This window comes from Curtobacterium sp. L6-1, assembly GCF_018885305.1.
GTDB lineage: Bacteria > Actinomycetota > Actinomycetes > Actinomycetales > Microbacteriaceae > Curtobacterium > Curtobacterium aetherium.
Window position 1 is genome coordinate 515,068 of sequence record NZ_CP076544.1, and the last position, 25,414, is coordinate 540,481.

The 25,414-nt window shown below is 72.3% G+C and carries 19 protein-coding genes, 1 tRNA gene and 1 other RNA gene; 15 read left to right on the plus strand and 6 right to left on the minus strand.

All coding sequences use genetic code 11. The annotated features are described in order from the left end of the window. The first annotated feature begins 54 nt into the window (after nucleotides 1-54). The 4 genes from KM842_RS02500 to rplL all read left to right on the plus strand — a co-directional run bounded on the left by KM842_RS02500 (nucleotide 55) and on the right by rplL (nucleotide 3,733). The gene (locus KM842_RS02500; RefSeq protein WP_496196124.1) at nucleotides 55-807 is read left to right on the plus strand and encodes a response regulator transcription factor; all 753 of its coding nucleotides are present in this window, start codon (nucleotides 55-57) and stop codon (nucleotides 805-807) included. Between the two features lie 9 nt (nucleotides 808-816). Beyond that, complete coding sequence (locus KM842_RS02505) at nucleotides 817-2,391, plus strand: HAMP domain-containing sensor histidine kinase (protein WP_216260648.1); 1,575 nt, start codon at nucleotides 817-819, stop codon at nucleotides 2,389-2,391. Between the two features lie 388 nt (nucleotides 2,392-2,779). Further along, nucleotides 2,780-3,295, plus strand: a complete 516-nt coding sequence (gene rplJ, locus KM842_RS02510) for a 50S ribosomal protein L10 (protein WP_216260650.1) — start codon at nucleotides 2,780-2,782, stop codon at nucleotides 3,293-3,295. A gap of 54 nt (nucleotides 3,296-3,349) precedes the next feature. Then, nucleotides 3,350-3,733, plus strand: a complete 384-nt coding sequence (gene rplL, locus KM842_RS02515; RefSeq protein WP_216260652.1) for a 50S ribosomal protein L7/L12 — start codon at nucleotides 3,350-3,352, stop codon at nucleotides 3,731-3,733. Nucleotides 3,734-3,921: 188 nt separating this feature from the next. Here rplL and KM842_RS02520 read toward each other — a convergent pair whose 3' ends face one another. Both KM842_RS02520 and KM842_RS02525 read right to left on the minus strand, forming a co-directional pair. Next, nucleotides 3,922-4,776, minus strand: a complete 855-nt coding sequence (locus KM842_RS02520; RefSeq protein ID WP_216260654.1) for a hypothetical protein — start codon at nucleotides 4,774-4,776, stop codon at nucleotides 3,922-3,924. Between the two features lie 264 nt (nucleotides 4,777-5,040). Beyond that, entirely contained in the window at nucleotides 5,041-6,453 is a 1,413-nt protein-coding gene (locus KM842_RS02525; RefSeq protein ID WP_216260656.1) for an amino acid permease, read from the minus strand. Between the two features lie 209 nt (nucleotides 6,454-6,662). Between KM842_RS02525 and KM842_RS02530 the strand changes: the two genes are divergently transcribed. The 5 genes from KM842_RS02530 to KM842_RS02550 all read left to right on the plus strand — a co-directional run bounded on the left by KM842_RS02530 (nucleotide 6,663) and on the right by KM842_RS02550 (nucleotide 13,586). Next, nucleotides 6,663-8,555, plus strand: coding sequence for an ABC transporter ATP-binding protein (locus KM842_RS02530; protein ID WP_216260658.1), 1,893 nt, complete (start codon nucleotides 6,663-6,665; stop codon nucleotides 8,553-8,555). A 129-nt stretch (nucleotides 8,556-8,684) separates the two neighbouring features. Beyond that, on the plus strand, nucleotides 8,685-10,049 hold the full coding sequence (locus KM842_RS02535) for a cystathionine beta-synthase (protein WP_216260659.1): 1,365 nt from the start codon (nucleotides 8,685-8,687) through the stop codon (nucleotides 10,047-10,049). Nucleotides 10,050-10,184: 135 nt separating this feature from the next. Then, nucleotides 10,185-11,330 (plus strand): cystathionine gamma-synthase, encoded by a 1,146-nt coding sequence (locus KM842_RS02540; RefSeq protein WP_216260661.1) that lies wholly within the window; start codon nucleotides 10,185-10,187, stop codon nucleotides 11,328-11,330. 223 nt (nucleotides 11,331-11,553) lie between these two features. Next, complete coding sequence (locus KM842_RS02545) at nucleotides 11,554-12,975, plus strand: MFS transporter (RefSeq protein WP_216260668.1); 1,422 nt, start codon at nucleotides 11,554-11,556, stop codon at nucleotides 12,973-12,975. Nucleotides 12,976-12,998: 23 nt separating this feature from the next. Beyond that, entirely contained in the window at nucleotides 12,999-13,586 is a 588-nt protein-coding gene (locus KM842_RS02550) for a substrate-binding domain-containing protein (RefSeq protein WP_216260670.1), read from the plus strand. Nucleotides 13,587-13,661: 75 nt separating this feature from the next. Here KM842_RS02550 and KM842_RS02555 read toward each other — a convergent pair whose 3' ends face one another. Further along, the gene (locus KM842_RS02555) at nucleotides 13,662-14,243 is read right to left on the minus strand and encodes a TetR/AcrR family transcriptional regulator (protein ID WP_216260672.1); all 582 of its coding nucleotides are present in this window, start codon (nucleotides 14,241-14,243) and stop codon (nucleotides 13,662-13,664) included. A 505-nt stretch (nucleotides 14,244-14,748) separates the two neighbouring features. Here KM842_RS02555 and KM842_RS02560 point away from each other — a divergent pair. After that, on the plus strand, nucleotides 14,749-16,005 hold the full coding sequence (locus KM842_RS02560; protein WP_216260675.1) for a multidrug effflux MFS transporter: 1,257 nt from the start codon (nucleotides 14,749-14,751) through the stop codon (nucleotides 16,003-16,005). Nucleotides 16,006-16,034: 29 nt separating this feature from the next. Here KM842_RS02560 and KM842_RS02565 read toward each other — a convergent pair whose 3' ends face one another. After that, entirely contained in the window at nucleotides 16,035-16,631 is a 597-nt protein-coding gene (locus tag KM842_RS02565; protein ID WP_216260677.1) for a hypothetical protein, read from the minus strand. Between the two features lie 378 nt (nucleotides 16,632-17,009). Further along, a tRNA-Ser gene (locus tag KM842_RS02570) sits at nucleotides 17,010-17,094 on the minus strand. Between the two features lie 119 nt (nucleotides 17,095-17,213). On the opposite strand from KM842_RS02570, the gene pta reads away from it, so the two are divergent. Both pta and KM842_RS02580 read left to right on the plus strand, forming a co-directional pair. Next, nucleotides 17,214-19,352 (plus strand): phosphate acetyltransferase, encoded by a 2,139-nt coding sequence (pta, locus tag KM842_RS02575; protein WP_216260679.1) that lies wholly within the window; start codon nucleotides 17,214-17,216, stop codon nucleotides 19,350-19,352. After that, nucleotides 19,349-20,545 carry an acetate/propionate family kinase gene (locus KM842_RS02580; protein WP_216260681.1) on the plus strand — a complete coding sequence of 399 codons (1,197 nt, stop codon included), beginning with the start codon at nucleotides 19,349-19,351 and terminating at the stop codon, nucleotides 20,543-20,545. Before pta ends, KM842_RS02580 begins: the two co-directional genes overlap by 4 nt. Nucleotides 20,546-20,622: 77 nt before the next feature. Here the strand turns inward: KM842_RS02580 and KM842_RS02585 are convergent, their stop codons facing one another. After that, nucleotides 20,623-21,297 (minus strand): NAD(P)H-binding protein, encoded by a 675-nt coding sequence (locus tag KM842_RS02585; protein ID WP_216260684.1) that lies wholly within the window; start codon nucleotides 21,295-21,297, stop codon nucleotides 20,623-20,625. A gap of 37 nt (nucleotides 21,298-21,334) precedes the next feature. Here KM842_RS02585 and ffs point away from each other — a divergent pair. The 3 genes from ffs to recR all read left to right on the plus strand — a co-directional run bounded on the left by ffs (nucleotide 21,335) and on the right by recR (nucleotide 25,303). Beyond that, an RNA gene (gene ffs, locus KM842_RS02590) (signal recognition particle sRNA small type) lies at nucleotides 21,335-21,431 on the plus strand. A 138-nt stretch (nucleotides 21,432-21,569) separates the two neighbouring features. Then, nucleotides 21,570-24,704, plus strand: coding sequence for a DNA polymerase III subunit gamma and tau (locus tag KM842_RS02595; protein ID WP_216260686.1), 3,135 nt, complete (start codon nucleotides 21,570-21,572; stop codon nucleotides 24,702-24,704). Then, nucleotides 24,704-25,303 (plus strand): recombination mediator RecR, encoded by a 600-nt coding sequence (recR, locus tag KM842_RS02600; RefSeq protein ID WP_111080591.1) that lies wholly within the window; start codon nucleotides 24,704-24,706, stop codon nucleotides 25,301-25,303. Before KM842_RS02595 ends, recR begins: the two co-directional genes overlap by 1 nt. Nucleotides 25,304-25,414: the final 111 nt, after the last annotated feature.

Here is a 25,414-nt window from a genome sequence, read left to right on the forward strand (position 1 = left end):
CTGATCCACAGGGCGAACAGGGGAGGGCCACAGTCGGCTCATAGGGAACTCTCGATACTCGATGACGTGACCATCTCCCAGCCCTCCGCAGCCCCGCGCCTCACGCGTGCCGACGGTTCGCCGTTGCGCATCCTCGTCGTCGACGACGAGGCCAGCCTCACCGACCTGCTCACCATGGCGCTGCGGTACGAGGGCTGGGACGTCCGCAGTGCGAACGGCGGGCAGGACGCGCTGACGACGGCGCGGGAGTTCCGGCCCGACGCGATGGTGCTCGACGTCATGATGCCGGACCTCGACGGGCTGCAGGTGCTCAGCCGCCTCCGGCAGAACAACGACGAGACGCCGGTGCTGTTCCTCACCGCCAAGGACTCCGTCGAGGACCGCGTCACCGGACTCACCGCGGGCGGCGACGACTACGTCACGAAGCCGTTCTCGCTCGAGGAGGTCGTGGCACGCCTGCGCGGTCTCGTCCGACGCTCGCAGATCTCCGTGTCCGAGGCCGGCGACTCGCGGATCGTCGTCGGCGACCTGGTGCTCGACGAGGAGTCGTACGAGGTCAGCCGCGCCGGACGGCCGATCGAGCTCACCGCCACCGAGTTCGAACTGCTCCGCTTCCTCATGCGCAACCCGCGTCGCGTGCTCTCCAAGGCGCAGATCCTCGACCGCGTGTGGTCGTACGACTTCGGGGGCAAGTCCTCGGTCGTCGAGATCTACATCTCCTACCTCCGCAAGAAGATCGACGTCGGCGAGCAGCCGATGATCCACACCGTGCGCGGCGTGGGCTACGTCATCAAGCCGACCGCCTGAGCCGGTCCCGTGACCCTCCGCCGTCGGCTCGTCCTGAGCATCGTCGCCCTGGTCGTCGCCGTCAGCACGGTGATCGGTGGCGGCAGCATCCTCGCGCTCTTCTCCATCCAGCGATCGGCGATCGACGAGCAGCTGCAGTACGCCACGAGCCGTGCGCAACGGTCCGTCGAGCGGCAGGGGCCGAACGGGCCGGGGCTCGAGATCGGCCGTCCCTCCGGGCAGGCGGCCGGCACGCTCACCGTGTACTTCCTCGACGGCAGCGTGGTGCTCGGCAGCGTGCTCGACAACGCCGGCGACGTCGACCAGCTGGCCGCGTCCGCCGTCCAGCCGCTCGGGACGGTGCGGGTCGACGGGCGGCCGCACAGCATCGACCTCGGCGGCGACCTCGGCCGGTACCGGGTCACAGCGGCGCCCGTCGGACCCGCCGTCCTCGTGGTCGGGCTCCCGCTCGCGCCCGTGTACGAGAGCGTGTGGAAGCTGTTCGGGGTGGTGCTCGTGGTCACCGGGCTCGCGCTCCTCGCCGCCTCCGCAGCCGCCACGGCCGCCGTCCGCCGGGCACTCCGGCCCCTCGACCGTGTCGCCGAGACCGCGTCCACGGTCGCCGGCATGCCGCTCGACCGGAGCGCCGCACTCGAAGGCGTCCGGGTGCCCGACGCCGACCCGCGGACCGAGGTCGGCCGGGTCGGGACCGCCTTCAACCGGATGCTCGACCACATCGCAGGTGCGATGCAGGCGCGGGAGCGGTCGGAGCAGAAGGTCCGGCAGTTCGTCGCCGACGCCTCGCACGAACTCCGCACACCGCTCGCATCCGTCCGCGGGTACGCCGAGCTGACCCGTCGGATGGGCGGCGACCTCCCACCGGACGTCGTCTACGCGATGAGCCGCATCGAGTCGGAGTCGGTGCGCATGACCTCGATGGTCGAGGACCTGCTCCTCCTCGCCCGCCTCGACGAGGGACGGGAGATCCAGTTCGCCGAGGTCGACCTGACCGGACTCGTGCTCGACGCCGTCAACGACGCACACGCGGCATCGCCCGAGCACCCGATCGCGGTCGACCTGCCCGAGGAGCCCGTCGAGGTCCTCGGCGACGCGGCACGCCTGCACCAGGTGATCGTCAACCTCGTCACGAACGCCCGCACGCACACCCCGGACGGCACGCGCATCACGGTCGGCATCGCGCCGTTGCCCGCGGCGGGCGGCGGCGGGGTCGACCTGACGGTCCGCGACGACGGGCAGGGGATCGACCCGGCGTTCCTGCCGAAGCTGTTCGAGCGGTTCGCTCGGGCGGACAGCTCGCGGTCCCGGACGGCCGGGTCGACGGGGCTCGGGCTGGCGATCGTCGACGCGGTCGTGCAGGCGCACGGCGGGCGGGTGTCGGTGACGAGCGAGCCGGGGGACACGGTCTTCACGGTGCGCCTGCCGGACCGGGCGGCGGTGACTGCGGGGGCGGACGCGGACGCGGGCACTGGTGCCGGCGCGGGCACGGGTGCAGGCGGGACGGGCGGTCCGTCCGACGGCGAGGGCGGCGGAGCCGGTGGTCCGGCGACGGTCGATGCGTGGGCCGGGGTACCGGAGCGACGGTGACGGGACTGGCGGGCCTGACGGGCCTGACGGGCGTGACGGGACTGGCGGGCCTGACGGGACTGGCGGGCCTGACGGGACTGGCGGGCAGGGGGCGTGCCTGGCGGGCGTGAGGGGCGTGAGGGGCGTGACGGGCGGGGCGCGTGCCTCCCGGCCGGTCATGGGTTCCGGAACGCCGCGTCGCTGTGGTACCGTTCTTCTCAGCCAAAGACCGCTGGTCGTCGCTGCCGTGCTCACGCTCGGACAGTGACCGAAGGTCCTCGTCACGAGGCAGCCCGCGCAGGTGTTCAGAACCACTCCCACACTCGATGCGGGAGCAGCTCCGAGCCTCTGCGCCGGAGCTTTCTTCATGTGTGGACCAGGGGCTGCCAGCACAACCCCAAGGAGAACCATGGCGAACAAGGAAGCTGCGGTCGCCGAGCTCACGGAGTCCTTCCGTAGCTCGAACGCCGTTCTGCTCACCGAGTACCGCGGTCTCACGGTCGCGCAGCTCAAGGAGCTCCGCAACTCGATCCGTGAGCACGCCACGTACGCCGTGGTGAAGAACACGCTGACCAAGATCGCGGCCAACGAGGCAGGCATCACGTCGTTCGACGACGAGCTCGCCGGTCCGTCCGCTCTCGCCTTCGTCCACGGTGACACCGTCGCCGTCGCGAAGTCGCTGCGTGCATTCGCCAAGGCGAACCCCGAGCTCGTGGTGAAGGGTGGTTACTTCGACGGTAACCCGCTCTCCGCGACCGAGGTGGACAAGCTCGCCGACCTCGAGTCCCGTGATGTGCTGCTCGGCAAGCTCGCCGGCGCCTTCAAGGCCTCGCTGTTCGGTGCTGCGTACCTGTTCAACGCACCCCTCTCGCAGGCCGTCCGCACGGTGGACGCCCTCCGCGAGAAGCAGGAGTCCGCGGCCTGACCAGGCACGCGTTCCACACCCACACCACGCATCAGTAAGTAGTAGGAGAAAATCATGGCGAAGCTTTCGCAGGACGAGCTCATCGAGGCCTTCAAGGAGCTCACGCTCATCGAGCTCTCGGACTTCGTGAAGAAGTTCGAAGAGGTCTTCGAGGTCACCGCTGCTGCCCCCGTCGCGGTCGCCGCGGCCGGTGGCGCTGCTGCCCCCGCCGAGGAGGTCGAGGAGAAGACCGAGTTCGACGTCGTGCTCAAGTCGGCCGGTGACAAGAAGATCCAGGTCATCAAGGAGGTCCGTGGCCTCACGTCGCTCGGCCTGGGCGAGGCCAAGGCCCTCGTCGAGACCGCCGACGCGAAGATCCTCGAGGGCGCCAACAAGGACGCCGCCGAGAAGGCCAAGGCTGCCCTCGAGGCCGCTGGCGCCACCGTCGAGCTCGTCTGAGTCCGACCTTCTGGTCACGAAGGCCGCTGCCCCTCGGGGTGGCGGCCTTCGTCGTGCGCGGGGCGCCACGCGTGCGCGGGCCGCGACGCGCGTGCCGCGTGCGCGCCGCGAGTTTCGCGCTGAGCGACACGTCGCGCGCGCTGCGGGCCGAACAGTGTCGCTCAGTGCGGATTCGGCACCGGCCGCCCTCAGAACCGGATGCCGTGCGCTCGGAACAGTGCGCGGAACCGGTCCAGGTCGATCAGGTGCCACCACGTCACACGGACGACTGCCCGGACGTCTGGTCGGGACCGGAGCCGGTGCTCCCGCAGCTTCTCCCGCCAGAGGACGTCCGTCTGGTCCGCGCCGCCGGTCATCGCCGGGTCGACGTACTTCTGCCTGCCGTCGAACTCGACGACCACACCGAGTTCCGGGATCCAGAAGTCCAGGCGACAGGTGCTGCCGTCGGCCAGGACGAACTCGTGCTGCGGCACCACTTCCGCTGCCCCGAGTTCGACCAGGCGGATCGCCGCGAAGGACTCTCCGACCGACTCGTGGAGGCGGTCGAGCGCGCTGATGACGAGACGTCCTCGTGCTGACCCTCGTGCTGGCGAGCTCGGGAGGGCTGCCGCGACGTCCTCGAGGCGGAGTGATCCGTTACGGACGCTGATGTCGACCGCGACTGCGGCGACGTGTACGGGAGTGGTCGCGATCAGCGCCAATGCGGTGGGCAGCGGGGCGGTCACCGGCACCCCGTCGAGCCGGATCGCATCCAGCGCGGGCAGCGGTCCGGCGTGCCGCACCAAGCCCGACCGGTGCGCTGTCGCGGTCCGTGCCTCGTCGGTCACGTGCACGCGGACGGGCAGTGGACCGACCACGGGCCAACCGTGTGACACCGCCGCGGTGATGTGCGAGAACGCCGTGTCGATCGCGAGCGAGGGTGCCACCGCTCGAGCTCGTGCGAGGTGCCGCCCGGCGTCGTCGAGTCCTTCCCACTCGTCCTTGGCCATGAACACACCACGGTGCACGGGGACGAGTGCGCCGGCGAGGTGAGCACGTTGCACTGATCGAGCGACGCTCTTGTCGGCGACGTCGGTTCGGAGGAGGTGTGGGCGCTTCCGGTAGTGGACCAGGTCCGATCGTGGCCCGCGGATCCGGGTCTCCGCCCCCGGACGCTCGTGCTGTGGACGGCCGACACGCGGTGAGGCGGTGTGGAGGAACGGTGACGTTCGGGCTCCGCGACGTCGCTCGCGGTGCGAGGCGCGAGTGCCGTCGCTGAGCGCAAGGGTCGCAGCGTCGGGTCTCGTACGGCCGCGCGCGGCGCCGCGCTACGCGAGCGTGCTGTGGCGGCGGCCGTAGGCCACGTAGAGCACCGCGCCGGCGACCATCCAGATGCCGAACGCGATCCACGTGCCGGCGCCGAGCGACACCGCCAGGAACAGGCAGAACAGGACGCCGAGCACCGGCACCACGGGGAAGAACGGCACGCGGTAGGAGCGCTCGAGGTCCGGCTGCGTCCGACGGAGCACGATCACCGAGACGTTCACCAGGGCGAAGGCGACGAGGGTGCCGATGCTCGTCGCGTCAGCCAGTTCGCCGAGGGGCACGACGGCCGAGACGATCGTCACGACGATGCCGACGATGAGCGTGTTCGCGATCGGGGTCCCGGTGCGCGGGGAGACGCGTCCGAACACCTTCGGCACGAGGCCGTCGCGAGCCATGGTCAGCAGGATGCGCGTCTGCCCGTAGAGCACGGTCAGCACGACGCTCGCGATGGCGACCACGGCGCCGATCGAGAACACCAGCGCGACGACGGGCTGGCCGGTGACGTCGACCACGATCCGGACGAGCGAGGCCTCGTCGGCGGAGAACGACGTCCACGAGCGGGCTCCGATCGCGGCGACCGCGACCAGGATGTACAGCGCCGTGATCAGAGCGATCGAGCCGATGATCGCGCGGGGGAGGTCGCGGCGCGGGTCCTTCGCCTCCTCACCCGCGGTCGAGGCGGCGTCGAACCCGATGTACGAGAAGAACAGTCGGGAGGCAGCCGCGCTCACGCCCGCGGCACCCATCGGTGCGAGCGGCTCGAAGTTGCCAGCCCGGAACGCCGAGAACGCCACGACGACGAAGAAGACCAGCAGAGCGATCTTCACGAGGACCATCAGCGTGTTCACCCAGGCGCTCTCCTTCGCGCCGGGCAGCAGCACGAGCATCGCGATGAGGACGAGCGCCGCGGCGGGCAGGTTGAGGAAACCGCCGTCCCCGGGAGGCGCGGACAGTGCGGTGGGCAGGTGCAGCCCGAAGACCCGGAGCGTCTCGTCGACGTACTCGCTCGCGCCGACCGCGACGGCAGCGACGGAGACCGCGTACTCGAGGACCAGGCACCACCCGCAGATCCAGGCGATCCCCTCGCCCATCGTCACGTACGTGTACGAGTAGCTCGACCCGGAGGTGGGGACGGCCCCGGCCATCTCGGCGTAGGACAGCGCGGACAGCAGCGCCGCGACCCCGGCGAGCACGAACGAGATCCAGACCGCCGGTCCGGCGAGCGGGACCGCGGTGCCGAGCACGACGAGGATGCCGGTCCCGAGCGTGGCCCCGACGCTGATCATCGTCAGGTGCCAGACACCGAGCGTCCGGCGCAGTGGCTGGCCGTCGACCCCCTGCTCCGCTTCGGCGCGGAGCTGGTCGACCGGCTTGCGCCGGAGGAGCTGGTGGCTGAGAGACGGCGCGGACGACATGGGACCTCACGGGGGCGCTGGCGGGGGACGGGTCATCGTCCCATGGCCCTCCGACGGGGTCCAAACCGGTGCAGTCCCTTCCTCCACACGGGAGGCACGGATCACCGCCGTCCACAGCCCTCGGCGAACGCAGGCGGCCGGGTCCTTCCGCGGGCGTACATTCGTGCGAGGACGGCGCCGGAGGCGCAGAGAGGGTGCGGATGAGCCGGATGGACTCCGTCGCCGGTGGCGGCGGGATGCGTGGTGGTGGTGGCGGGCATGGCCGTGGCCGCATCTCCAGTGGCGACACGGCGGCCCAGCGTGCCGCGAACGCCGAGGCGCCCGAGATCCCGCACCTGCTCCGGCGGATCGCCGGCCTGTTCGTCCCGCACCGCCGCGCCATCGCGCTGACGGTCGTGCTCGTCCTGATCAGTGCGGCGCTGTCCGTGATCCCGCCGCTGCTCACGCAGCAGGCGTTCGACCGCGGGCTGTTCCCACCGAGCGGCGGCCCGGACGTCCCCGTGCTCGCGGTGCTCGTCGGTGCGATGATCGGCCTCTGGATCGCCAGCGCCGGCATCGGTGTCTGGCAGACCTACCTCACCGCGACGGTCGGCAACAAGGTCATGGGCGCCATGCGCATGCGGCTGTTCGGACACCTGCAGCGCATGGAGCTCGCGTTCTTCACCCGCACGAAGACCGGCGTCATCCAGAGCCGACTGCAGAACGACGTCGGCGGTGTCGCGAGCGTCTTGAACAACACGATCTCGTCGGTGCTCGGCAACACGGTGACGGTCATCGCGGCCGTCGTCGCGATGCTGCTGCTCAGCTGGCAGATGACCCTGGTGGCCGTCGTCCTGCTGCCGCTCCTCGTGATCGCGCAGCGCAAGGTCGGGCAGGTGCGGGCCCGGATCGCCGGGCAGACGCAGGAGTCGCTGTCGGACATGACGGCGATCACGCAGGAGACGCTGAGCGTGTCGGGCATCCTGCTCGCGAAGAGCTTCAACCAGCAGCGCAGCGAGATCCAGCGGTACGGCGACGAGAACCGGAACCAGATCGGCCTGCAGGTCCGGCAGCAGATGTCCGGGCAGTGGTTCTTCGCGATCGTGCAGATCTTCCTGTCGATCATCCCGGCGGTCATCTACCTCGTGGCCGCGTACCTGATCCTCGGCGGCGTCCCGATCACCGCGGGCACGATCGTCGCGTTCACGACCGTGCAGTCCCGGCTGCTGTTCCCGACCGTCGGGTTGCTGCGGGTCGTGCTGGACCTGCAGACCTCCGGGGCGCTGTTCGCCCGCATCTTCGAGTACTTCGACCTGCGACCGGCCATCACCGACGCCCCGACCGCGGAGCCGGTCGACGTGACACGGGTCGGGCACGTGGCCTTCGACGACGTCTCGTTCACCTACCCGGACGGCGAGGCGGACAAGCCGACGCTGCGCGGTGTCTCGTTCGAGTTGCAGCCCGGACAGTTCGCCGCGTTCGTCGGGCCGTCGGGTGCGGGCAAGACGACGATCTCGTACCTGGTGCCGCGCCTGTACGAGGCGACCGCGGGCTCGGTGCGGTTCGCCGGGCAGGACGTGCGCGACCTCGAGCACGAGGACCTCATGCGGCACATCGGCATCGTGAGCCAGGAGACCTACCTGTTCCACGCGACGATCGGCGACAACCTGCGGTACGCCAAGCCGGACGCGACCGATGCCGACCTCGAGCGGGCGGCGCGGGCGGCGAACATCCACGAGACGATCGCTTCGTTCCCGGACGGCTACGACACCGTGGTGGGGGAGCGCGGGTACCGCCTGTCCGGTGGTGAGAAGCAGCGCATCGCGATCGCCCGGGTGCTGCTCAAGGACCCGCCGGTCCTGGTCCTCGACGAGGCCACGAGCGCGCTCGACTCCATCTCGGAGCGCGTGGTGCAGACGGCCCTCGACACGGCCGCCCGGGGACGGACGACCATCTCGATCGCACACCGCCTGTCGACCATCCGCGACGCTGACGTGGTCTTCGTGCTCGACCACGGGCAGATCGTGGAGCAGGGCACGCACGACGAGCTCCTCGCCCTCGGCGGCACGTACGCGACGCTGCACGAGCAGCAGAGCGACCCGGTCGTCGCGACGCGGGACTGACCGCTCGGACCGGGCACGCGGGACCGACCGCTCGGACCGGACACGTCCCGTGAGGACGAACGAGGACGCACGATGTCGCGCGAGGACACACGAGGACACTCGGTCGGGCCTGCCGCTTAGACTCTGCGGGTGCGTTACGCGAACTCGGTCGTCGACCTCGTCGGCGACACCCCGCTGGTCAAGCTCAACCGCGTCACCGACGGCATCCGGGCCACCGTCCTGGTGAAGGTCGAGTACCTCAACCCGGGCGGATCGTCGAAGGACCGCATCGCGACGCGGATCCTCGACGCCGCAGAGGCCTCCGGCGAGCTCCGCCCGGGCGGGACCATCGTCGAGCCCACCTCCGGCAACACCGGGGTCGGCCTGGCCCTCGTCGCCCAGCAGCGCGGGTACCGCTGCGTCTTCGTCCTGCCCGACAAGGTCGGCGAGGACAAGCGCAATGTCCTCACCGCCTACGGGGCCGAGATCGTCGTGACGCCGACCGCGGTCGCGCCCGACCACCCGGAGTCCTACTACTCGGTGTCGGACCGCCTGGTGCGGGAGATCCCCGGCGCCTACAAGCCGAACCAGTACGCCAACCCGAACGGCCCCCGCAGCCACTACGAGACGACCGGTCCGGAGATCTGGCGCGACACCGAGGGCCAGCTGACCCACTTCGTCGCCGGCGTCGGCACGGGTGGCACCATCTCGGGCACGGGCCGGTTCCTCAAGGAGGCCTCCGACGGCCGAGTGCGGATCGTCGGCGCCGATCCGGAGGGCTCCGTCTACTCGGGCGGCACGGGTCGCCCGTACCTCGTCGAGGGCGTCGGCGAGGACTTCTGGCCGGGCGCGTACGACGCCGGGGTGCCGGACGAGATCATCGCCGTCTCCGACGCGGACTCGTTCGCGATGACCCGGCGGCTCGCCCGCGAGGAAGGGCTGCTCGTCGGCGGGTCGAGCGGGATGGCGGTCGTCGCCGCGCTCCGTGCCGCGCAGGACCTGACCGAGGACGACGTGGTCGTGGTGCTCCTGCCCGACGGCGGCCGCGGGTACCTCGGGAAGATCTTCAACGACCGGTGGATGCGGTCCTACGGCTTCGCGGAGACCGAGGACGAGCGCTCCGTCGGCGACCTCATCGCGGGCAAGGACGGCCGCCTGCCCGACCTCGTGCACGCGCACCCCTCGGACACCGTCCGCGACGTGGTCGACATCATGACGAAGTACGGAGTCTCGCAGATGCCCGTCCTCAGCGCCGAACCGCCCGTCGTGATGGGTGAGGTCGTCGGGGCGGTCGAGGAGAAGGCCCTGCTCGGACACGTCTTCACGGGGGCCGCGGGCATGGCGGAGGCGCTCACGCCCTTCGTCGGCGAGCCGCTGCCCCTGATCGGCATCGGCGAGTCGCTGTCGGCGGCGCGTCGGGCCCTCGAGTCCGCGGACGCCCTGCTCGTCGTCGGGGACGGCAAGCCGGTGACGGTCCTGACCCGCCACGACCTGCTCACCTACCTGTCCGAGTGACGCCGCCCGGCCGCCGCCTCGGCGGTCGAGCACCCGGACGATCCGAGCACCCCGAGCACCCGCACGACCCGAGCGCCCGCTCGGCCGCACCCACCCACCCAGCCCGCACCGAGCCTCCAGGAAGAGCCCCGCGACATGACCGAGTTCAGCACCCGCGCCATCCACTCCGGTCAGGAGCCCGACGGCGCCACCGGCGCCGTCATCCCGCCCCTGCACCTGACGTCGACGTACGTGCAGGACGGCATCGGTGGGCTGCGCGGTGGGTACGAGTACTCCCGGTCCGGCAACCCGACTCGCGACGCCCTGCAGACGTTGCTCGCCGACCTCGACGGCGGTGTGGCGGCGTTCTCGTTCTCGTCCGGCCTCGCGGGCGAGGACGCGCTGCTCCGGGCGTACCTCGAGCCGGGTGCTCGGATCGTGATGGGCAACGACGTCTACGGCGGCACGCACCGCCTGGCGAACCGGCTGCACGTCCCGTGGGGGGTCGAGCTCGTCACGGTCGAGATGAGCGAGCCGGACCGGGTCCGCGCAGCGCTCGCCGACAGCCCGGCGAAGACGGTCCTGTGGGTGGAGACGCCGACGAACCCGCTGATGAAGATCGCGGACATCGAGACCCTCGCGGCAATCGGGCACGAGGCCGGGGCGCTCGTCGTGGTCGACAACACCTTCGCCTCGCCGGCCCTCCAGCAGCCGCTGTCGCTCGGTGCGGACGTCGTCGTGTACTCGACGACGAAGTACCTCGGCGGGCACTCGGACGTCGTCGGCGGCGCGGTCGTGCTGCGTGACCAGGAGCTCGCCGACCAGGTGCAGTTCGTGCAGTTCGGCGGCGGCGCGATCTCGTCGCCGTTCGACGCGTGGCTCACCATCCGCGGGATCAAGACCCTCAGCGTGCGCATGGAGCGGCACTCGTCGAACGCGCAGGCCATCGCCGAGGCGCTGCTCGCGCACCCGGCCGTCGAGCACGTCCACTACCCGGGCCTGCCCGAGCACCCGGGCCACGCCATCGCCGCGAAGCAGATGTCCGGGTTCGGCGGGATGCTCTCGGTCGCGCTCGCCGGCGGGCCGGAAGCGGCGAAGCGGTTCGCCGAGTCGACCGAGCTCTTCGCGCTCGCAGAGTCCCTGGGCGGGGTGGAGTCGCTCATCGGGTACCCGAGCGAGATGACCCACGCGTCGGTGAAGGGCACGGAGCTCGCGGTGCCGGAGAACGTCGTCCGCCTGTCGGTCGGCATCGAGGACGTCCGCGACCTGGTCGCCGACGTGCAGCAGGCGCTCGACCGCTGACCCGGAGCTCGGGCCCCGGAGCTCAGGCCCCGGAGCCCGCCCCCGGCAGCACGAGCCGGAGCCCGCCCCCGGCAGCACGAGCCGGAGCTCGCCCCCGGCAGCACGAGCCGGAGCTCGCCCCCCCCGGAGCACGAGCCCGCGCACCACGACCCCGCGCACCACGACCCCCACGGCTCGGGCACCGACCCGCCGCGGTGTCCGACCACGGTCCTACGATGACCAGGTGACCACGACGACGGCGGACCGGGCGACCCTGTTCGACCGCCGGTACCTCGTGGCCTCGGTCGGCATGGTCGCGATCGTCGCGGTCGCCGCGTTCCAGAACCTGGCGATGACGACGATCATGCCGGTCATCTCCGCGGACCTGCACGGCGAGACGCTGTACTCCCTGAGCTTCGCCGCACCGCTCGCGGCCGGCGTCCCCGGCATGGTGCTCGCCGGCAACTGGGCGGACCGCTCCGGCGGGCGGGTCGTCGCCTGGGTCTCGGCGGCGCTGTTCGCGCTCGGGACGGCCGTGGTCATGCTCGCCCCGACGATGCCGGTATTCCTGGCCGGTCGCCTCGTCGAGGGCTTCGGCGCCGGGGCCATCGACGTCGTCCTGTACGTCATGGTGGCCCGGGTGTTCCCGCCCGACCTGCACGGCTCGGTGTTCGCCGGCTTCGCCGCCGCGTGGGTCGTGCCGGCACTCGTCGGCCCGGCCGTCGCCGGGTTCGTGACCGACGCGGTCGGCTGGCACTGGGTCTTCGCCGGTGCGCTGGTCATCGCCGTGGTCGCGTTCGCCTGCCTGGTCCCGACGCTCCGCCACCTGCGTCCGCCAGCCCAGGAGGCCCGCCCGCCCTGGCAGCGTAGCCGGATCGGGTGGTCGGTCGGTGCGGCAGCCGCCGTGCTGCTCCTCAACGTCGCACCGGACCTGCCGGTGCCGGTCCGCCTCGCCTCGGTCCTCGTCGGCCTGGTCGGGGCGTGGCTCGCACTCCGTCCGCTGCTGCCCCGCCGGACCTTCACCGGTGGACCGGGGCTGCCGTCGGTCGTGCTCCTGCGCGGGGTGCTCGCCGCCGGGTTCTTCGGCAGCGAGGCCTACGTGCCCTTCCTGCTCCAGGCGCAGCACGGACTGGAACCCTCCGCGGCCGGCCTGGCGCTCACGGTGGCTGCCCTGAGCTGGGCGGCTGCCAGCTGGCTGCACGGGCGGCTCGGCGAGGCGCGCCTCCCGGCCGCCCGCGCCTTCGGGACCGGACTCGCGTTGGTGCTGGTGAGCCTGCTGTCGGCGCTCGCCGTCGCGCTGTGGGACCTGCCGGTGTGGGTGCTCGTCGCCGGCTGGTTCGTCGGCGGCGCGGGCATGGGGGTGGCGTACCCGAGGACGTCGATGCTGACGCTCCGGTTCTCCCGCGAGGGCGACGACGGCTTCGCGAGCTCGGCCCTCACGATCGCGGACGCCTCGGGCAGCGTGGTCGGCCTGGCGGTCGCCGGGCTGCTCTTCACGACGGCCGGCGGGCGGGAGGAGCCCGCAGCCTTCGCGCTCGTGTTCACCGCGATGACGGTGGTCGCACTCGTCGGCCTGGTCGCGGTCCGGCGGCTCGGTCCGGTGCCCACGGCGCCACGGGCGGGGGCCGGGACCGCGTCCGTCCGGACCGACGGGCGGGTAGCGTGACAGGCCATGACCGAGGAGGAACCGTGCGCCGCACCGTCGCCGTGCTGACCGCCGCGCTCGCTGCGAGCGCGCTCGTCCTGACGGGCTGCAGCGGGACCACGACCACCGCGCCGACGCCGGTCCGGAGCACCGACCTGACGAGCTCCGACGGTGGCTTCGACCGGAACGCGGTCATCGGGGTCGTGCTGACCGGGGACGCGGCGACGCCGAGCGACTCGGGCGACGGCCGCTCGCTCGCCACCGTCTTCCGCGAGCAGCTGACCGAGGCCGGGTTCCGGCCCGACATCCGGGTCGCCGGGGCCGACCAGGCGGCACGGCAGCGGTCGGCGGTGCGCGACCTGGTCCGGACGGGCGCGAAGGCGTTGCTCGTGCGGGCGGCCGACCCGTCGTCGCTGCGGACCGAGCTGCGGGACGCGCACGACGCGGGTGTCGTGGTCGTGGCGCTCGGCAGTGCCCTGCCGTCGTCGGGCGGCGGCAACGACGGACTGGCTTCCGACTACCGGATCGACAGTGCCGGTTCGGACGACGAACTGGTCAGCCGCAGCGTCGACATGGTCGCGTCGCTGCAACGTGGCGAGGAGCCGCAGGACGCCGACGATCCGGCGCAGTAGCGACGGCAGCGGGCGGTCGGCCCGGTCCTGACGGTCCGGGCCCGACGGTCCGCTCGAGCGATCGGAAGGCCCGGCTCAGCTCCACCAGGCGGGGAACGACTGCGTGATGGTCGCGACGAGCGCCCTGCGGGAGCGCCGGGGTCCGGCGAGCCACGCCTCGATCGCCCCGACGAAGCCCTGGGCGACGAACCCGGCCGCGACGTCGTCGATGATGTCGGGCTTGGTCGCGGGGTCGAGTTCGGAGATGTGCATCGCACTGGAGACCGTGAAGTGGTCGACGAGCAGCCGGTGGAGCGAGCCGTCGTTCGGGTCGGGGAGCGCCCGCTCGTAGATGTCCCGGTGGGCGGTGACGTGGTCGATCACGGCGTCGATGCCGCGGCGCGTGATGGCGGCGAGGTCCTCGGGTCCGGCACCGCGTTCGACGGCGGCGCGGTGGGCCGCGGCGTCGTCCTCGCGGATGCGGTCGAGCTCGGGGGTGAGCACGTCGGCGAGCAGCGAGCCGGGCGAGACGGCGTGCGAGTAGAAGGTGGCCCGGTTGATGCCCGCGGCCCGGGTGACGTCGGCGACCGTGATCTCGGACACCGGGCGGTCGGCGGCGAGTCGGAGGACGGCCTCGCGCAGGGCGGCCGTCGTGTGCAGGATCCGAGCGTCGACCATGACGCTCCTCCCATCTCGTTCGCGGTGCTCCCGGCGCGCCTCGGCCGGGAGTCCGACGGTACCGCACCACCGCCTCCGGGCAGGTGTCCGCCGCACCTTCGTGCGGGAGGCGGCCGGTCCGGTCGCGTGCCCGGACCCGGACCCGGACCCGGAGGACGGGGGAGCAGCGGACGGGGGAGCAGCGGACGGGGGAGCGGCGGACGGGGGAGCGGCGGACGGGGGAGCAGCGGACGGGGGAGCGGCGGACGGGGGAGCGGCGGACGCGGGAGCGGCGGACGCGCGAGCGGCGGGCGGGGAGCAGCGGACGCGCGAGCAGCGGCGGGGTGGGAGGACGCCCGGGACCCGGGGAACGGCGACGGCCCGGCAGCCCGTCGGGTCCGGGGAGCGCGGTCGCGGTCGACGACGCTTGTCGGCCAGCCCGGGCAACCCGTACCATGGTGGAACGGACCGAATCGATTCGAGCGGCCGATCCCACCCCACTCGACCCCCTTCGGAGGATCTCGCCGTGTCCGCCCCCGCGACCACCGGTCCGCTCACCGTCGTCAAGCACCCCGGTGACTCGTTGACCCGCGCCCAGCGCCTCGTCTACGTCTTCGTGCTCGGCGCCCTCACCGCACTCGGGCCGTTCACGATCGACCTGTACCTGCCGGCGTTCCCGTCGCTCGAGCGGGACCTCGGCATCTCCGAGGGGGCCGTCCAGCTCACCCTCACCGCGACGACCCTCGGGTTCGCGATCGGGCAGCTGCTCGTGGGGCCCTGGAGCGACAAGGTCGGCCGTCGTCTGCCGCTCATCATCGCGACGAGCCTGCACGTGACCGCCTCGGTCTGCGCGGCGCTGGCCCCGAACGTCGAGGTGCTCGCACTGTTCCGCGTGCTGCAGGGCATGGGCGCCGCGGCCGGTGGTGTCGTCGCGATGGCCACGGTCCGCGACCTCTTCGGCGGCAAGCCCCTGGTCCGGATGCTCTCGCGGCTCGCGATGGTGAACGGCCTCGCACCGATCCTCGCGCCGCTCATCGGCTCGCAGATGCTGCGGTTCTTCCCGTGGCGCGGCATCTTCGTGTTCCTCGCCTGCTACGGCCTGGCGGTCGTCATCGCGTCGATCCTGCTCATCATCGAGACCCTGCCGAAGGAGCGTCGCCAGGAGAACGGCCACTCCACGATCGGGCAGCGGTACAAGGCCCTGTTCTCGGACCGGATCTTCGTCGGCGTCGCCCTCATCGGGGCGATGGTGTTCAGCGGGCTGTTCTCGTACCTCAGCGCGTCGCCGTTCCTGTTCCAGGAGGTGTTCGGCCTCGACCCACAGCAGTACGGGCTCCTCTTCGCGGTGAACTCGGTCGGCGTCGTGCTCGGCGTGCAGATCTCGGCGCGGCTCGCGCAGCGCGTGGGACCGCAGTGGATCCTCGCCGCGTCGACCGCGACGCTGTTCCTGGCCTCGGTGACCATCGTCGTGCTCGACCAGCTCGGTGCCGGGCTCGTCGGGGTGCTCGTCCCGCTCTGGTTCTACATCGCGGCCTGCGGGTTCTCGTTCCCGCTCGTCCAGGTGATCGGGCTCGCGTCGCACGGCAAGGAGGCCGGCACCGCCGCCTCGCTCCTCGGCGCGCTCAACTTCGGGGTGGCGGGGCTCATCTCGCCCGTGGTCGGTCTGCTCGGCATCACGCGGGCGACTCCGATGGCGGCCGTCATGGGCACGACGGCGTTCGTCGCGATCCTGCTGCTGTGGTTCCTGGTGCGGCCGAAGACCGTCCCGGCACTGACGCACTGACGCACTGGCGGTCGTCCGCGCGGCGGGTGTCAGCGGTGCGAGAGTCCCGCGGCCTCGGCGACGACGAGGCAACCGACCGTCAGCGCGGCGAGCGTCCCGATGACCACGAGCGCCACCGGCTGCTCGTACCAGGTCCGGAGGCCGGGCCACCGTCGCGCGAACTCGCGCATCGACATCGGCTTCGGCAGCCGGGTGGTCCGCACGTCGAGCGCCTCCACGAGTCGGTCGACCCCCTCGTCGCCCCACATGTCGGCACGGACGCGGAACAGCGCCTCGCCGGCGGGGTCGAGGGCCACGAGCTCCCGGCTCGTCCGCTCGGCCACGGCGCCGTGCGTCGTCGCGAGCACGAGCTCGGCGACGCCGGACCGTGAGAACGTGCGGTTCCCGGTGACCGCGCCGCGCACCGTGACACGGTCGTCGTGCACGGCGACGAAGGCGGTCCGCAGTCGGAGGAACAGGGCGAGGACCACGGCGCCGAGCAGGAGCACGAGCGCACCGACGACGAGCCAGCGCCCGGTCGGCACGGCGACCCAGACGACGGCGACCGCGATCGGCACGGCGGAGAAGACGATGCTCAACGCCGTCGAGCGCACCAGTGCTGCGCGCGGTCGCACGATCGTCTCCACGGTGCTCCTGTCGAGCGGTGTCGCTCGCGCCGTCACGTCCCCCACGGCAGGTCTCCTCGTCCCCGGACTGCACGGCCACGGCGAGAGCGCCGGTCCCGCGACGGCGCCCCTGCCGTCCGATGCTGGTCGAGCCGTCCGGGTCCCTCCGGCGAGCTCGTAGCGGTCAGCATAGGGGACCGTCGCCGGTGGGCACAGGGTGCTGGCCGCTTTCCGGATCGTCCGCGCCGGACGGGGCGCGCGGCGGTCCGCAGCCTGCGGGACCGGACGCGGGGCGGGCCTCCTGGCCGGTCGGACGGAGGACGCAGTGGGCCACAGGCGACGAGACCCCCGCCGGTGGCGGGGGTCTCGGGTGCCGGACCGCGGGTCCGGTTCGTGCTGCGGAGGATGGGGGATTCGAACCCCCGAGGGCTTGCACCCAACACGCTTTCCAAGCGTGCGCCATAGGCCACTAGGCGAATCCTCCGGGCGTCACCTCGCGGTGACGACACCCCATGGTACAGGTCTCCGGGGGTGCTCACGACCACCAGCGTCCTCACGGCCCCTCCGGAGGTCCGTGCACACGCGAGGTCTACCCTGGGGAACGTGTCGACCCGCATCTACATCACGTCAGCAGAAGGACACACCGGCAAGAGCACCGTCGCCCTCGGGGTGCTCGAGACCCTCGCCCGCACGGTCGGGCGCGTGGGGGTGTTCCGTCCGGTCGCGCGGTCGGTCGACGAGCCGGACTACGTGCTCGAGCTCCTGCTCCAGCACACCGCCGTCGACATCCCCTACGACGACGCGGTCGGGGTGACCTACGACGACGTGCACTCGGACCCAGACGCCGCCCTCGCGACGATCCTCACGCGCTTCGCCGGGGTCGAGCGCCGCTGCGACGCGGTCGTCGTCCTCGGCTCCGACTACACGGACGTCGGCAGCCCGACCGAGCTGTCCTTCAACGCGAAGGTCGCGGCGAACCTCGGCGCGCCGGTCCTCCTCGTGCTCGGCGGACGGGACTCGGCCGAACGCGGAGCCCGGTCGGCCGACGACATGGGGCAGGTGGCCGACGTCACCACGAGCGAGCTCCGGGCCGAGCACGCGCAGCTCCTCGGCGTCGTCGTGAACCGCGCCGACCCGGACGCCCTCGACGCGATCGTCACGCACGTCGGCACCGCCGTGCACGACCACCACCCGGATGCGCCGGTCTGGGCCATCCCGGAGGACGCCGTCCTGGTCGCCCCGACCGTGCGGGCACTGCTCGCCGCGACCGGTGCCACGCTCGTGCGCGGTGACGAGGCGCTCCTCGACCGCGAGGCACTCGGCACCGTCGTCGCCGGCATGAGCATGGAGAACGTGCTGCCCCGGCTCATCGAGGGCGGCATCGTCGTGGTGCCGGGGGACCGCAACGACGTCCTCATCGCAACGCTCCTCGCCAACGAGTCCGAGACCTTCCCGAGCCTGGCCGGCGTCATCCTCAACGGCGGGTTCGAGACGGCACCGCAGGTCTCCCGGCTGCTCGAGGGCCTGTCGAGCTCGCTGCCGATCGCGCAGAGCGACCTCGGCACGTACGACACCGCCCTGCGGATCACCCAGACCCGGGGTCGCCTGGCCGCCGACTCGCCCCGCAAGGCCGACCTCGCGCTCGCGTTGTTCGAGCGGCACGTCGACGCCGAGGCGCTGCTCGCCCGACTGCAGCTCACGCCGTCCGGGGTCGTCACGCCGCTCATGTTCGAGCACGGCCTGATCGACCGGGCGCGTGAGCACCGCAAGCACATCGTCCTGCCCGAGGGTGACGACGACCGCATCCTCCGGGCCGCGTCGACGCTGCTGCAGCGGCAGGTGTGCGACCTGACGATCCTGGGCGACCCGGCGGCCGTCACCGCCCGGGCGACCGAACTCGGCCTCGACCTCGAGGGCGCCCAGCTCCTCTCGCCGTTCGACCCCGAGCTGCGCGAGCGGTTCGCGCAGGAGTACACCGCCCTCCGCGCGCACAAGGGGATGAGCGTCGAGCTCGCCCGCGACACCGTCACCGACGTGTCGTACTTCGGCACGCTCATGGTGCAGCTCGGCCTGGCGGACGGCATGGTCTCCGGCGCCAAGCACACCACGGCACACACCATCCGGCCGTCGTTCGAGATCATCAAGACCCGCCCGGACACCTCGATCGTGTCGAGCGTCTTCCTCATGGCGCTCGCCGACCGGGTCCTCGTCTACGGCGACTGCGCGGTCATCCCCGACCCGACGAGCGAGCAGCTGGCCGACATCGCGATCTCCTCCGCCGAGACCGCGACCCAGTTCGGCATCGAGCCGCGGGTGGCGATGCTCAGCTACTCCACCGGCGACAGCGGATCGGGCGCCGACGTCGACAAGGTGCGTGCCGGTACGGCCTTCGTCCGCGAGCGACGCCCCGACCTGCTCGTCGAGGGCCCGATCCAGTACGACGCCGCCGCCGACCCCACGGTGGCGAGCACGAAGATGCCCGGGTCGCCCGTGGCCGGTCAGGCGACGGTGTTCATCTTCCCGGACCTCAACACCGGCAACAACACGTACAAGGCCGTCCAGCGGTCCGCCGGCGCGGTCGCGATCGGGCCGGTGCTGCAGGGGCTCCGCAAGCCGATCAACGACCTGTCCCGCGGCGCACTCGTCAGCGACATCGTCAACACCGTCGCCATCACCGCCATCCAGGCCGGCACCGCGGCCCCGACCCCCGCCGAACCCCGCACAGAAAGCGACCCCTCGTGAGCGCAGCCCTCGTCGTCAACTCCGGTTCGAGTTCCTTCAAGTACCAGCTGATCGAACTCGAGGACGAGCGCACCCTCGCCTCCGGCCTGGTCGAGCGCATCGGCGAGTCCACCGGGTCGTGGAAGCACACCAACGCGCTGACGGGGGAGACCTCGTCGAACGACTCGGCCGAGGTGCCCGACCACGCCGCCGGGTTCCAGGCGATGATCGACGCGTTCGGTAAGGTCGGACCGTCCTTCGACGAGCACCCGCCGGCCGTCGTCGGACACCGGGTCGTGCACGGCGGCACCCGGTTCGACGCCGCCACGATCGTCACCGACGAGGTCGAGCAGCAGATCGACGACCTGTCGAGCCTGGCGCCGCTGCACAACCCCGCGAACCTCGAGGGAATCCGCGCCGCCAAGCAGGTCTTCGCTGACGTCCCGCACGTCGCCGTCTTCGACACCGCGTTCCACCAGACCATGCCGCCGCACGCCTACACGTACGCGATACCGGCCGACCTGGCCGAGGAGCACCAGATCCGTCGCTACGGCATGCACGGCACGAGCCACAAGTACGTCTCCGAGCAGGTCGCGGTGTTCCTCGACCGCCCGCTGTCCGAGCTGAAGACGATCGTGCTGCACCTCGGCAACGGCGCGTCGGCGGCGGCGATCGACGGCGGTCGCTCGATCGAGACCTCGATGGGCCTCACCCCGCTCGAGGGCCTCGTCATGGGCACCCGCTCCGGCGACCTCGACCCCGCCGTGCTCATCCACCTGCACCGCGAGGCCGGGATGTCCTTCGACGACCTCGACACGATGCTCAACAAGCGGTCCGGGCTGCTCGGCCTCACCGGCAGCGGCGACATGCGCGACGTGCAGGACGCCGCCACCAAGGGCGACGAGACGGCCGAGGCGGCGCTCGCCGTGTACCGGCACCGCATCCGCCGCTACGTCGGCGCCTACACCGCCCAGCTCGGCGGTCTCGACGCGGTCGTCTTCACCGCGGGCGTGGGGGAGAACAACGCCCTGCTGCGCCGGCGCGTGCTCGCCGGCCTCGAGCACCTCGGCATCGAGGTCGACGCCGACCGCAACGAGCTCCACAGCAAGGAGGCGCGACGGATCTCCACGGACGGCTCACGCGTCGCGGTCCTCGTGGTCCCGACGAACGAGGAACTCGAGATCGCGCGCCAGTCCGCGGCCGTCGCGCTCTGAGACCCGCCCCCTGACGGACGGGAGGCCCACCACCGGACCGGTGGTGGGCCTCCCGTCCGTGACGGTGGTCGCCTCGGTCAGCCGAGCGCGCGCAGGGCAGCCGGAACGGGGACGTCGCCGCTGGTGACCTCGAACTGCTGGCCGACCGCGGAGTCGTCGAGCAACGCGTGCAGGACCACCGCCGCCACGTCGGCGCGGGGGATCGAGCCGCGCGGGACGGTCCGGCCCACGGTGACCGTGCCCTGCGGGGGTGTGTCGAGCAGGGCGCCCGGGCGGACGATCGTCCACCGGAACCGGCGCATCCGCACGTTGGCGTCCGCCTCAGCCTTGGCGCGGAGGTAGACCTGGAAGACGGCGTCCTCGTCCTCGGCGGGCAGCTTCGCCGCCTCCGGGTCGTACGCGTCGGCGCCCATCGCCGAGACCATCACGTAGCGCTCGATGTCCAGGCGGACCGCGGCCTCGGCGAGCAGCACGGCGGCATCTCGGTCCACGGAGAGCTTCCGTTCGGCGCCGCTGCCCGGCCCGGCGCCGGCGGCGAAGACCACCGCGTCGACCCCGCGCAGCCGCAGGGCGAGCTCATCCTCGGACAGCTGCTCGAGGTCCGCCACGAGCGCCTTCGCTCCCGTCTGTTCGACGTCGGAGACGTGGGCGGGGTTGCGGACGATGCCGATGGCGTCGTGACCGGCTTCGGTGATGAGGCGTTCGAGGATCAGGGCGATCTGCCCGTGACCTCCGGCGATGGCGATCTTCATGGGTTCGATGCTGCTCCTTCCGTCCGGTAGAGTGTTCAGCGGCTCCTCACGTGACGCCATCCAGGCCAACTCCCCCAGGGCGGAAACGCAGCAAGGGTAACCGGGCTCTGGCGGGTGCGTGAGGAGTCTTCTTCGTTTCCAGGGACGGTTCGCCACGGCGACCGGGGCTGTGTCGGTTCCGTGCGTGAGGAGTCTTCTTCGTTTCCGGAACGGGCTTCCGCGCTTGTGGACGACGGTGCCGACGTGTCGGCGGCGCCGACTACCCTGGTCGCGTGGTCACCGCCCTGTATCGCCGTTACCGGCCCGAGAACTTCGCCGAACTCATCGGTCAGTCGCAGGTGACGGACCCGCTCCGCACCGCGCTCCGGACGAACCGCGTCAACCACGCCTACCTGTTCAGCGGCCCGCGTGGCTGCGGCAAGACCACGTCGGCCCGCATCCTCGCCCGCTGCCTGAACTGTGCCGAGGGCCCGACCGACACCCCCTGCGGCGTCTGCCCCAGCTGTGTCGAGCTCGCACGCGGCGGCGGTGGTTCCCTCGACGTGATCGAGATCGACGCCGCCAGCCACAACGGCGTCGACGACGCCCGCGACCTCCGCGACCGCGCCGTGTTCGCGCCGGCCCGCGACCGCTACAAGATCTTCATCCTCGACGAGGCCCACATGGTCACGCCGCAGGGCTTCAACGCCCTGCTCAAGCTCGTCGAGGAGCCGCCGGAGCACGTCAAGTTCATCTTCGCGACCACCGAGCCCGAGAAGGTCATCGGCACCATCCGGTCGCGGACCCACCACTACCCGTTCCGTCTCGTCCCGCCGGCCACCATGCTCGAGTACATCGAGCAGCTGTGCGCGCAGGAGTCCGTCTCCGTCGCGCCGGGCGTGTTGCCCCTCGTCGTCCGGGCCGGCGGCGGGTCCGTCCGCGACACGCTGTCCCTGCTCGACCAGCTCATGGCCGGCAGCGAGGACGGCGCGATCGCGTACGAACGAGCGGTCGCACTCCTCGGCTACACCGACGCCGCGCTGCTCGACGACGTCGTGGACGCCCTCGCCGTCGCCGACCCCGCGTCCGCGTTCTCCGCGATCGACCGGGTCGTGCAGACCGGGCAGGACCCGCGACGCTTCGTCGAGGACCTGCTCGAACGCCTCCGTGACCTCATCGTCGTCGCGGCCACGAACGAGAGCGCCGGAGCCGTCCTCCGCGGCATCTCGCCCGAGGAGCTCGACACGATGTCCCGGCAGGCCGCCGTCTTCGGCGCGACCGCACTGTCCCGCGGCGCCGACATCGCCAACCGAGCCCTCACCGAGATGACCGGCGCCACGTCACCGCGACTGCACCTCGAGCTGATGGTGGCGCGCATGCTCGTGCCCGAGGCCGACGACACCCAGCGCGGAGCCCTCGCCCGGGTGGAGCGACTCGAGCGCCGTGTCGGCGTCGGCGACGCCGGCGGGCACCAGGCCGGTCCCGCCGACCTGCCGGTCGCCGCACCGCAGCAGCCGTCCGCGGCGGCCGTGTCAGCGGCACCGCAGCAGCAGTCCGCCCAGGGTGCCCGGAGCGCGGCACCGGCCGCGCCGTCCGACGGCGCCCGGACCCCGGCACCGTCGCAGGCCGCCGGCACCGTGACCGCCGGCACCGCACCGGCACGGGACGACCAGCAGTCCTCCGCGGACGCGGGTGACGCGGCGCGGAGCGCAGCGGCCTCGTGGGCCGCGGCGGTCCCCGCGGACGCCCCGGAGGCGGCAGCCGGCCCCGGCGCACCGGCATCGGCATCGTCCGGGGACACCGCGCGTGCGGCTGCCCGACCGGAGACGGCTCCCGCGGCTCCGTCCGCTTCCGCTCCCACCTCCGCCGACGGCGCGCCCTCCGCGCCGGGTGGCCAGGCCTCACCGTCCTCGACCGGTGTCGGCACCGTCATCGGGGACGAGCCGGCCGTCCGTCCGGTCACCCCTGTCGGCCTCCAGCAGATGCGGGACACCTGGCCGCAGATCGTCGAGCACGTCCAGCACGCCAAGCGCTCCGCGTGGGCCGTCGTCGCGACCGCGCAGGTGACCGCGCTGCGGGACGACGTCCTCACCCTGACGTTCCCGAGCCAGCAGGACGTCGCGTCGTTCAAGGAGATGAGCGACCCGCACACGAGCGTCAGTGAGCACCTGCGAAGCGCGATCCTCGACATCCTGGGCTTCCGCGTGAAGTTCGTGGCGCGAGGACCGGCGACCGGTGCCCCCACCGCGGGCGCCGGACGGCAGCAGACCGCTCCGGCCCAGGCGTCGTCGGCTCCGACCGCTCCGGCCCAGGCGTCATCGGCTCCGACCGCTCCTGCGCAGACCGCACCGGCGCCGGCCCAGAACGCTCCGACTCAGAGCGCTCCGGCCCAGAGCGCTCCCGGTCGGTCGACGTCGTCGCCGGACGGTCCGGGCACGCCGGACCACGGCACACTCGGTGCAACGGCGGCTCCGGCTCGACCGCAGGGGAGCGGCACGCTCGGCGCGTCGTCGCCGCAGCAGGACGAGCAGCCGGCTGCACCCGAGAACGGGGCATCGGCGACCGACCGATCCGGACGGTCGGAACGCCCGTCGGGAGCGACGCCTCCCGACGCTCCGGCCCGTCCCGAGCAGCAGTCCCAGGACCGGGAGACCGCCGTTCCCGGACGCCCGGACCAGGAGCACCAGGGCCATGGCCCGGACCACCCGAGCCAGGACCGCCCGGCAGCGCAGGCCCCCGCACCCGCCGCGCCGCAGGACTCGGGCCCCGTCACGGAGTGGGCGGTCGCGACCATCCCGGTGACGGACCCGACCGCCGGCGCCGTCCCCGAGCACGTCGAGCCCTCGTGGGGGGCTCCGTTCGGCGTCGTCCCGGGCGACGCCGCCGTCGCGCCGGTCGAACCCCGGTCGACGCAGCCCGCCCCGCCGAACCCGTCGGCCGCCTCGTCCGACGACGGTGGCGGTCCCGACGCTGCCGGACGCGCGCCCGCCGGTGCCGCACGTCCGTCCGGAGCGCAGGCCGCGCCTCCCGTCCGGACCGGCGGGCACGACGGCGGCGGCTCGCCGGCCGGCCCCGTTCCGGTCGACGACTACCCGCTGGACGACGAGCCGTACGACGACGGCGCGCCCTTCCCGGACCCGGGACCGCGCGGCGGACGAGCCGCGCCGTCGGCACACCCGCGTCGGCAGGACCCGGCTCCGGCCGTGCCGCAGCAGCCTGCCCAGGCCGCGCCGACGCAGGCCGCGCCGACGCAGGCCGCGCCGACGCAGGCCGCGCCGCAGCAGCGCCAGGCGCCGCAGCAGGCGGCCGGCGCGCAGTCGGGTGTCCGCCGCACCCCCGTGCCCGGCCGCTACGGCGAGGCCGTGGTGCGTGAGATCCTCGGCGCGCAGTTCATCGAGGAGACGTCGCTGTCCGAGGGGAGTGCCTGATGTACGACGGCATCGTGCAGGACCTCATCGACGAGTTCGGGCGTCTGCCCGGCATCGGTCCGAAGTCGGCGCAGCGCATCGCGTTCCACATCCTGCAGACCGAGTCCTTCGACCCCACGCGCCTGTCCGAGCTGCTCGGTGAGGTCAAGGAGAAGGTCCGGTTCTGCGAGGTGTGCGGCAACGTCACCGAGAACGTCCGGTGCAGCATCTGCCGGGACCCCCGACGGTCCCCGAGCACGATCTGCGTCGTCGAGGAAGCCAAGGACGTCGCCGCCATCGAGCGCACCCGGGAGTTCCGCGGGCTGTACCACGTGCTCGGCGGGGCGATCAGCCCGATCGACGGCGTCGGACCGGACGACCTCCGCATCCAGCAGCTCATGGTCCGGCTGGCCGACGGCACGGTCGACGAGGTCATCATCGCGACCGACCCGAACCTCGAGGGCGAGGCGACCGCGACCTACCTGAGCCGCCTGCTCGTGCCGATGGGCATCCGGACCACCCGTCTGGCCTCCGGGCTGCCGGTCGGCGGTGACCTGGAGTACGCAGACGAGGTGACCCTGGGCCGCGCCTTCGAGGGTCGTCGGGTCGTCGGCGGCTGATCCGTCCGCGCGGGATCGTTGCGTGCCGACCGGTCCCGACGCAACATCCGAGGAACACCGGCTACGATCGATCAGCCGCGTGACGTCGCGGAGAACCGTCCCCAGGAGTGC

Excerpts from the sequence above, each read along its gene's own strand:
- KM842_RS02540 (WP_216260661.1), top strand. The coding sequence starts at position 10,185 with ATGACCGAGTTCAGCACCCGCGCCATCCACTCCGGTCAGGAGCCCGAC.
- KM842_RS02555 (WP_216260672.1), bottom strand. The coding sequence starts at position 14,243 with ATGGTCGACGCTCGGATCCTGCACACGACGGCCGCCCTGCGCGAGGCC.
- KM842_RS02585 (WP_216260684.1), bottom strand. The coding sequence starts at position 21,297 with ATGAAGATCGCCATCGCCGGAGGTCACGGGCAGATCGCCCTGATCCTC.
- KM842_RS02530 (WP_216260658.1), top strand. The coding sequence starts at position 6,663 with ATGGACTCCGTCGCCGGTGGCGGCGGGATGCGTGGTGGTGGTGGCGGG.
- KM842_RS02525 (WP_216260656.1), bottom strand. The coding sequence starts at position 6,453 with ATGTCGTCCGCGCCGTCTCTCAGCCACCAGCTCCTCCGGCGCAAGCCG.
- recR (WP_111080591.1), top strand. The coding sequence starts at position 24,704 with ATGTACGACGGCATCGTGCAGGACCTCATCGACGAGTTCGGGCGTCTG.
- rplL (WP_216260652.1), top strand. The coding sequence starts at position 3,350 with ATGGCGAAGCTTTCGCAGGACGAGCTCATCGAGGCCTTCAAGGAGCTC.
- rplJ (WP_216260650.1), top strand. The coding sequence starts at position 2,780 with ATGGCGAACAAGGAAGCTGCGGTCGCCGAGCTCACGGAGTCCTTCCGT.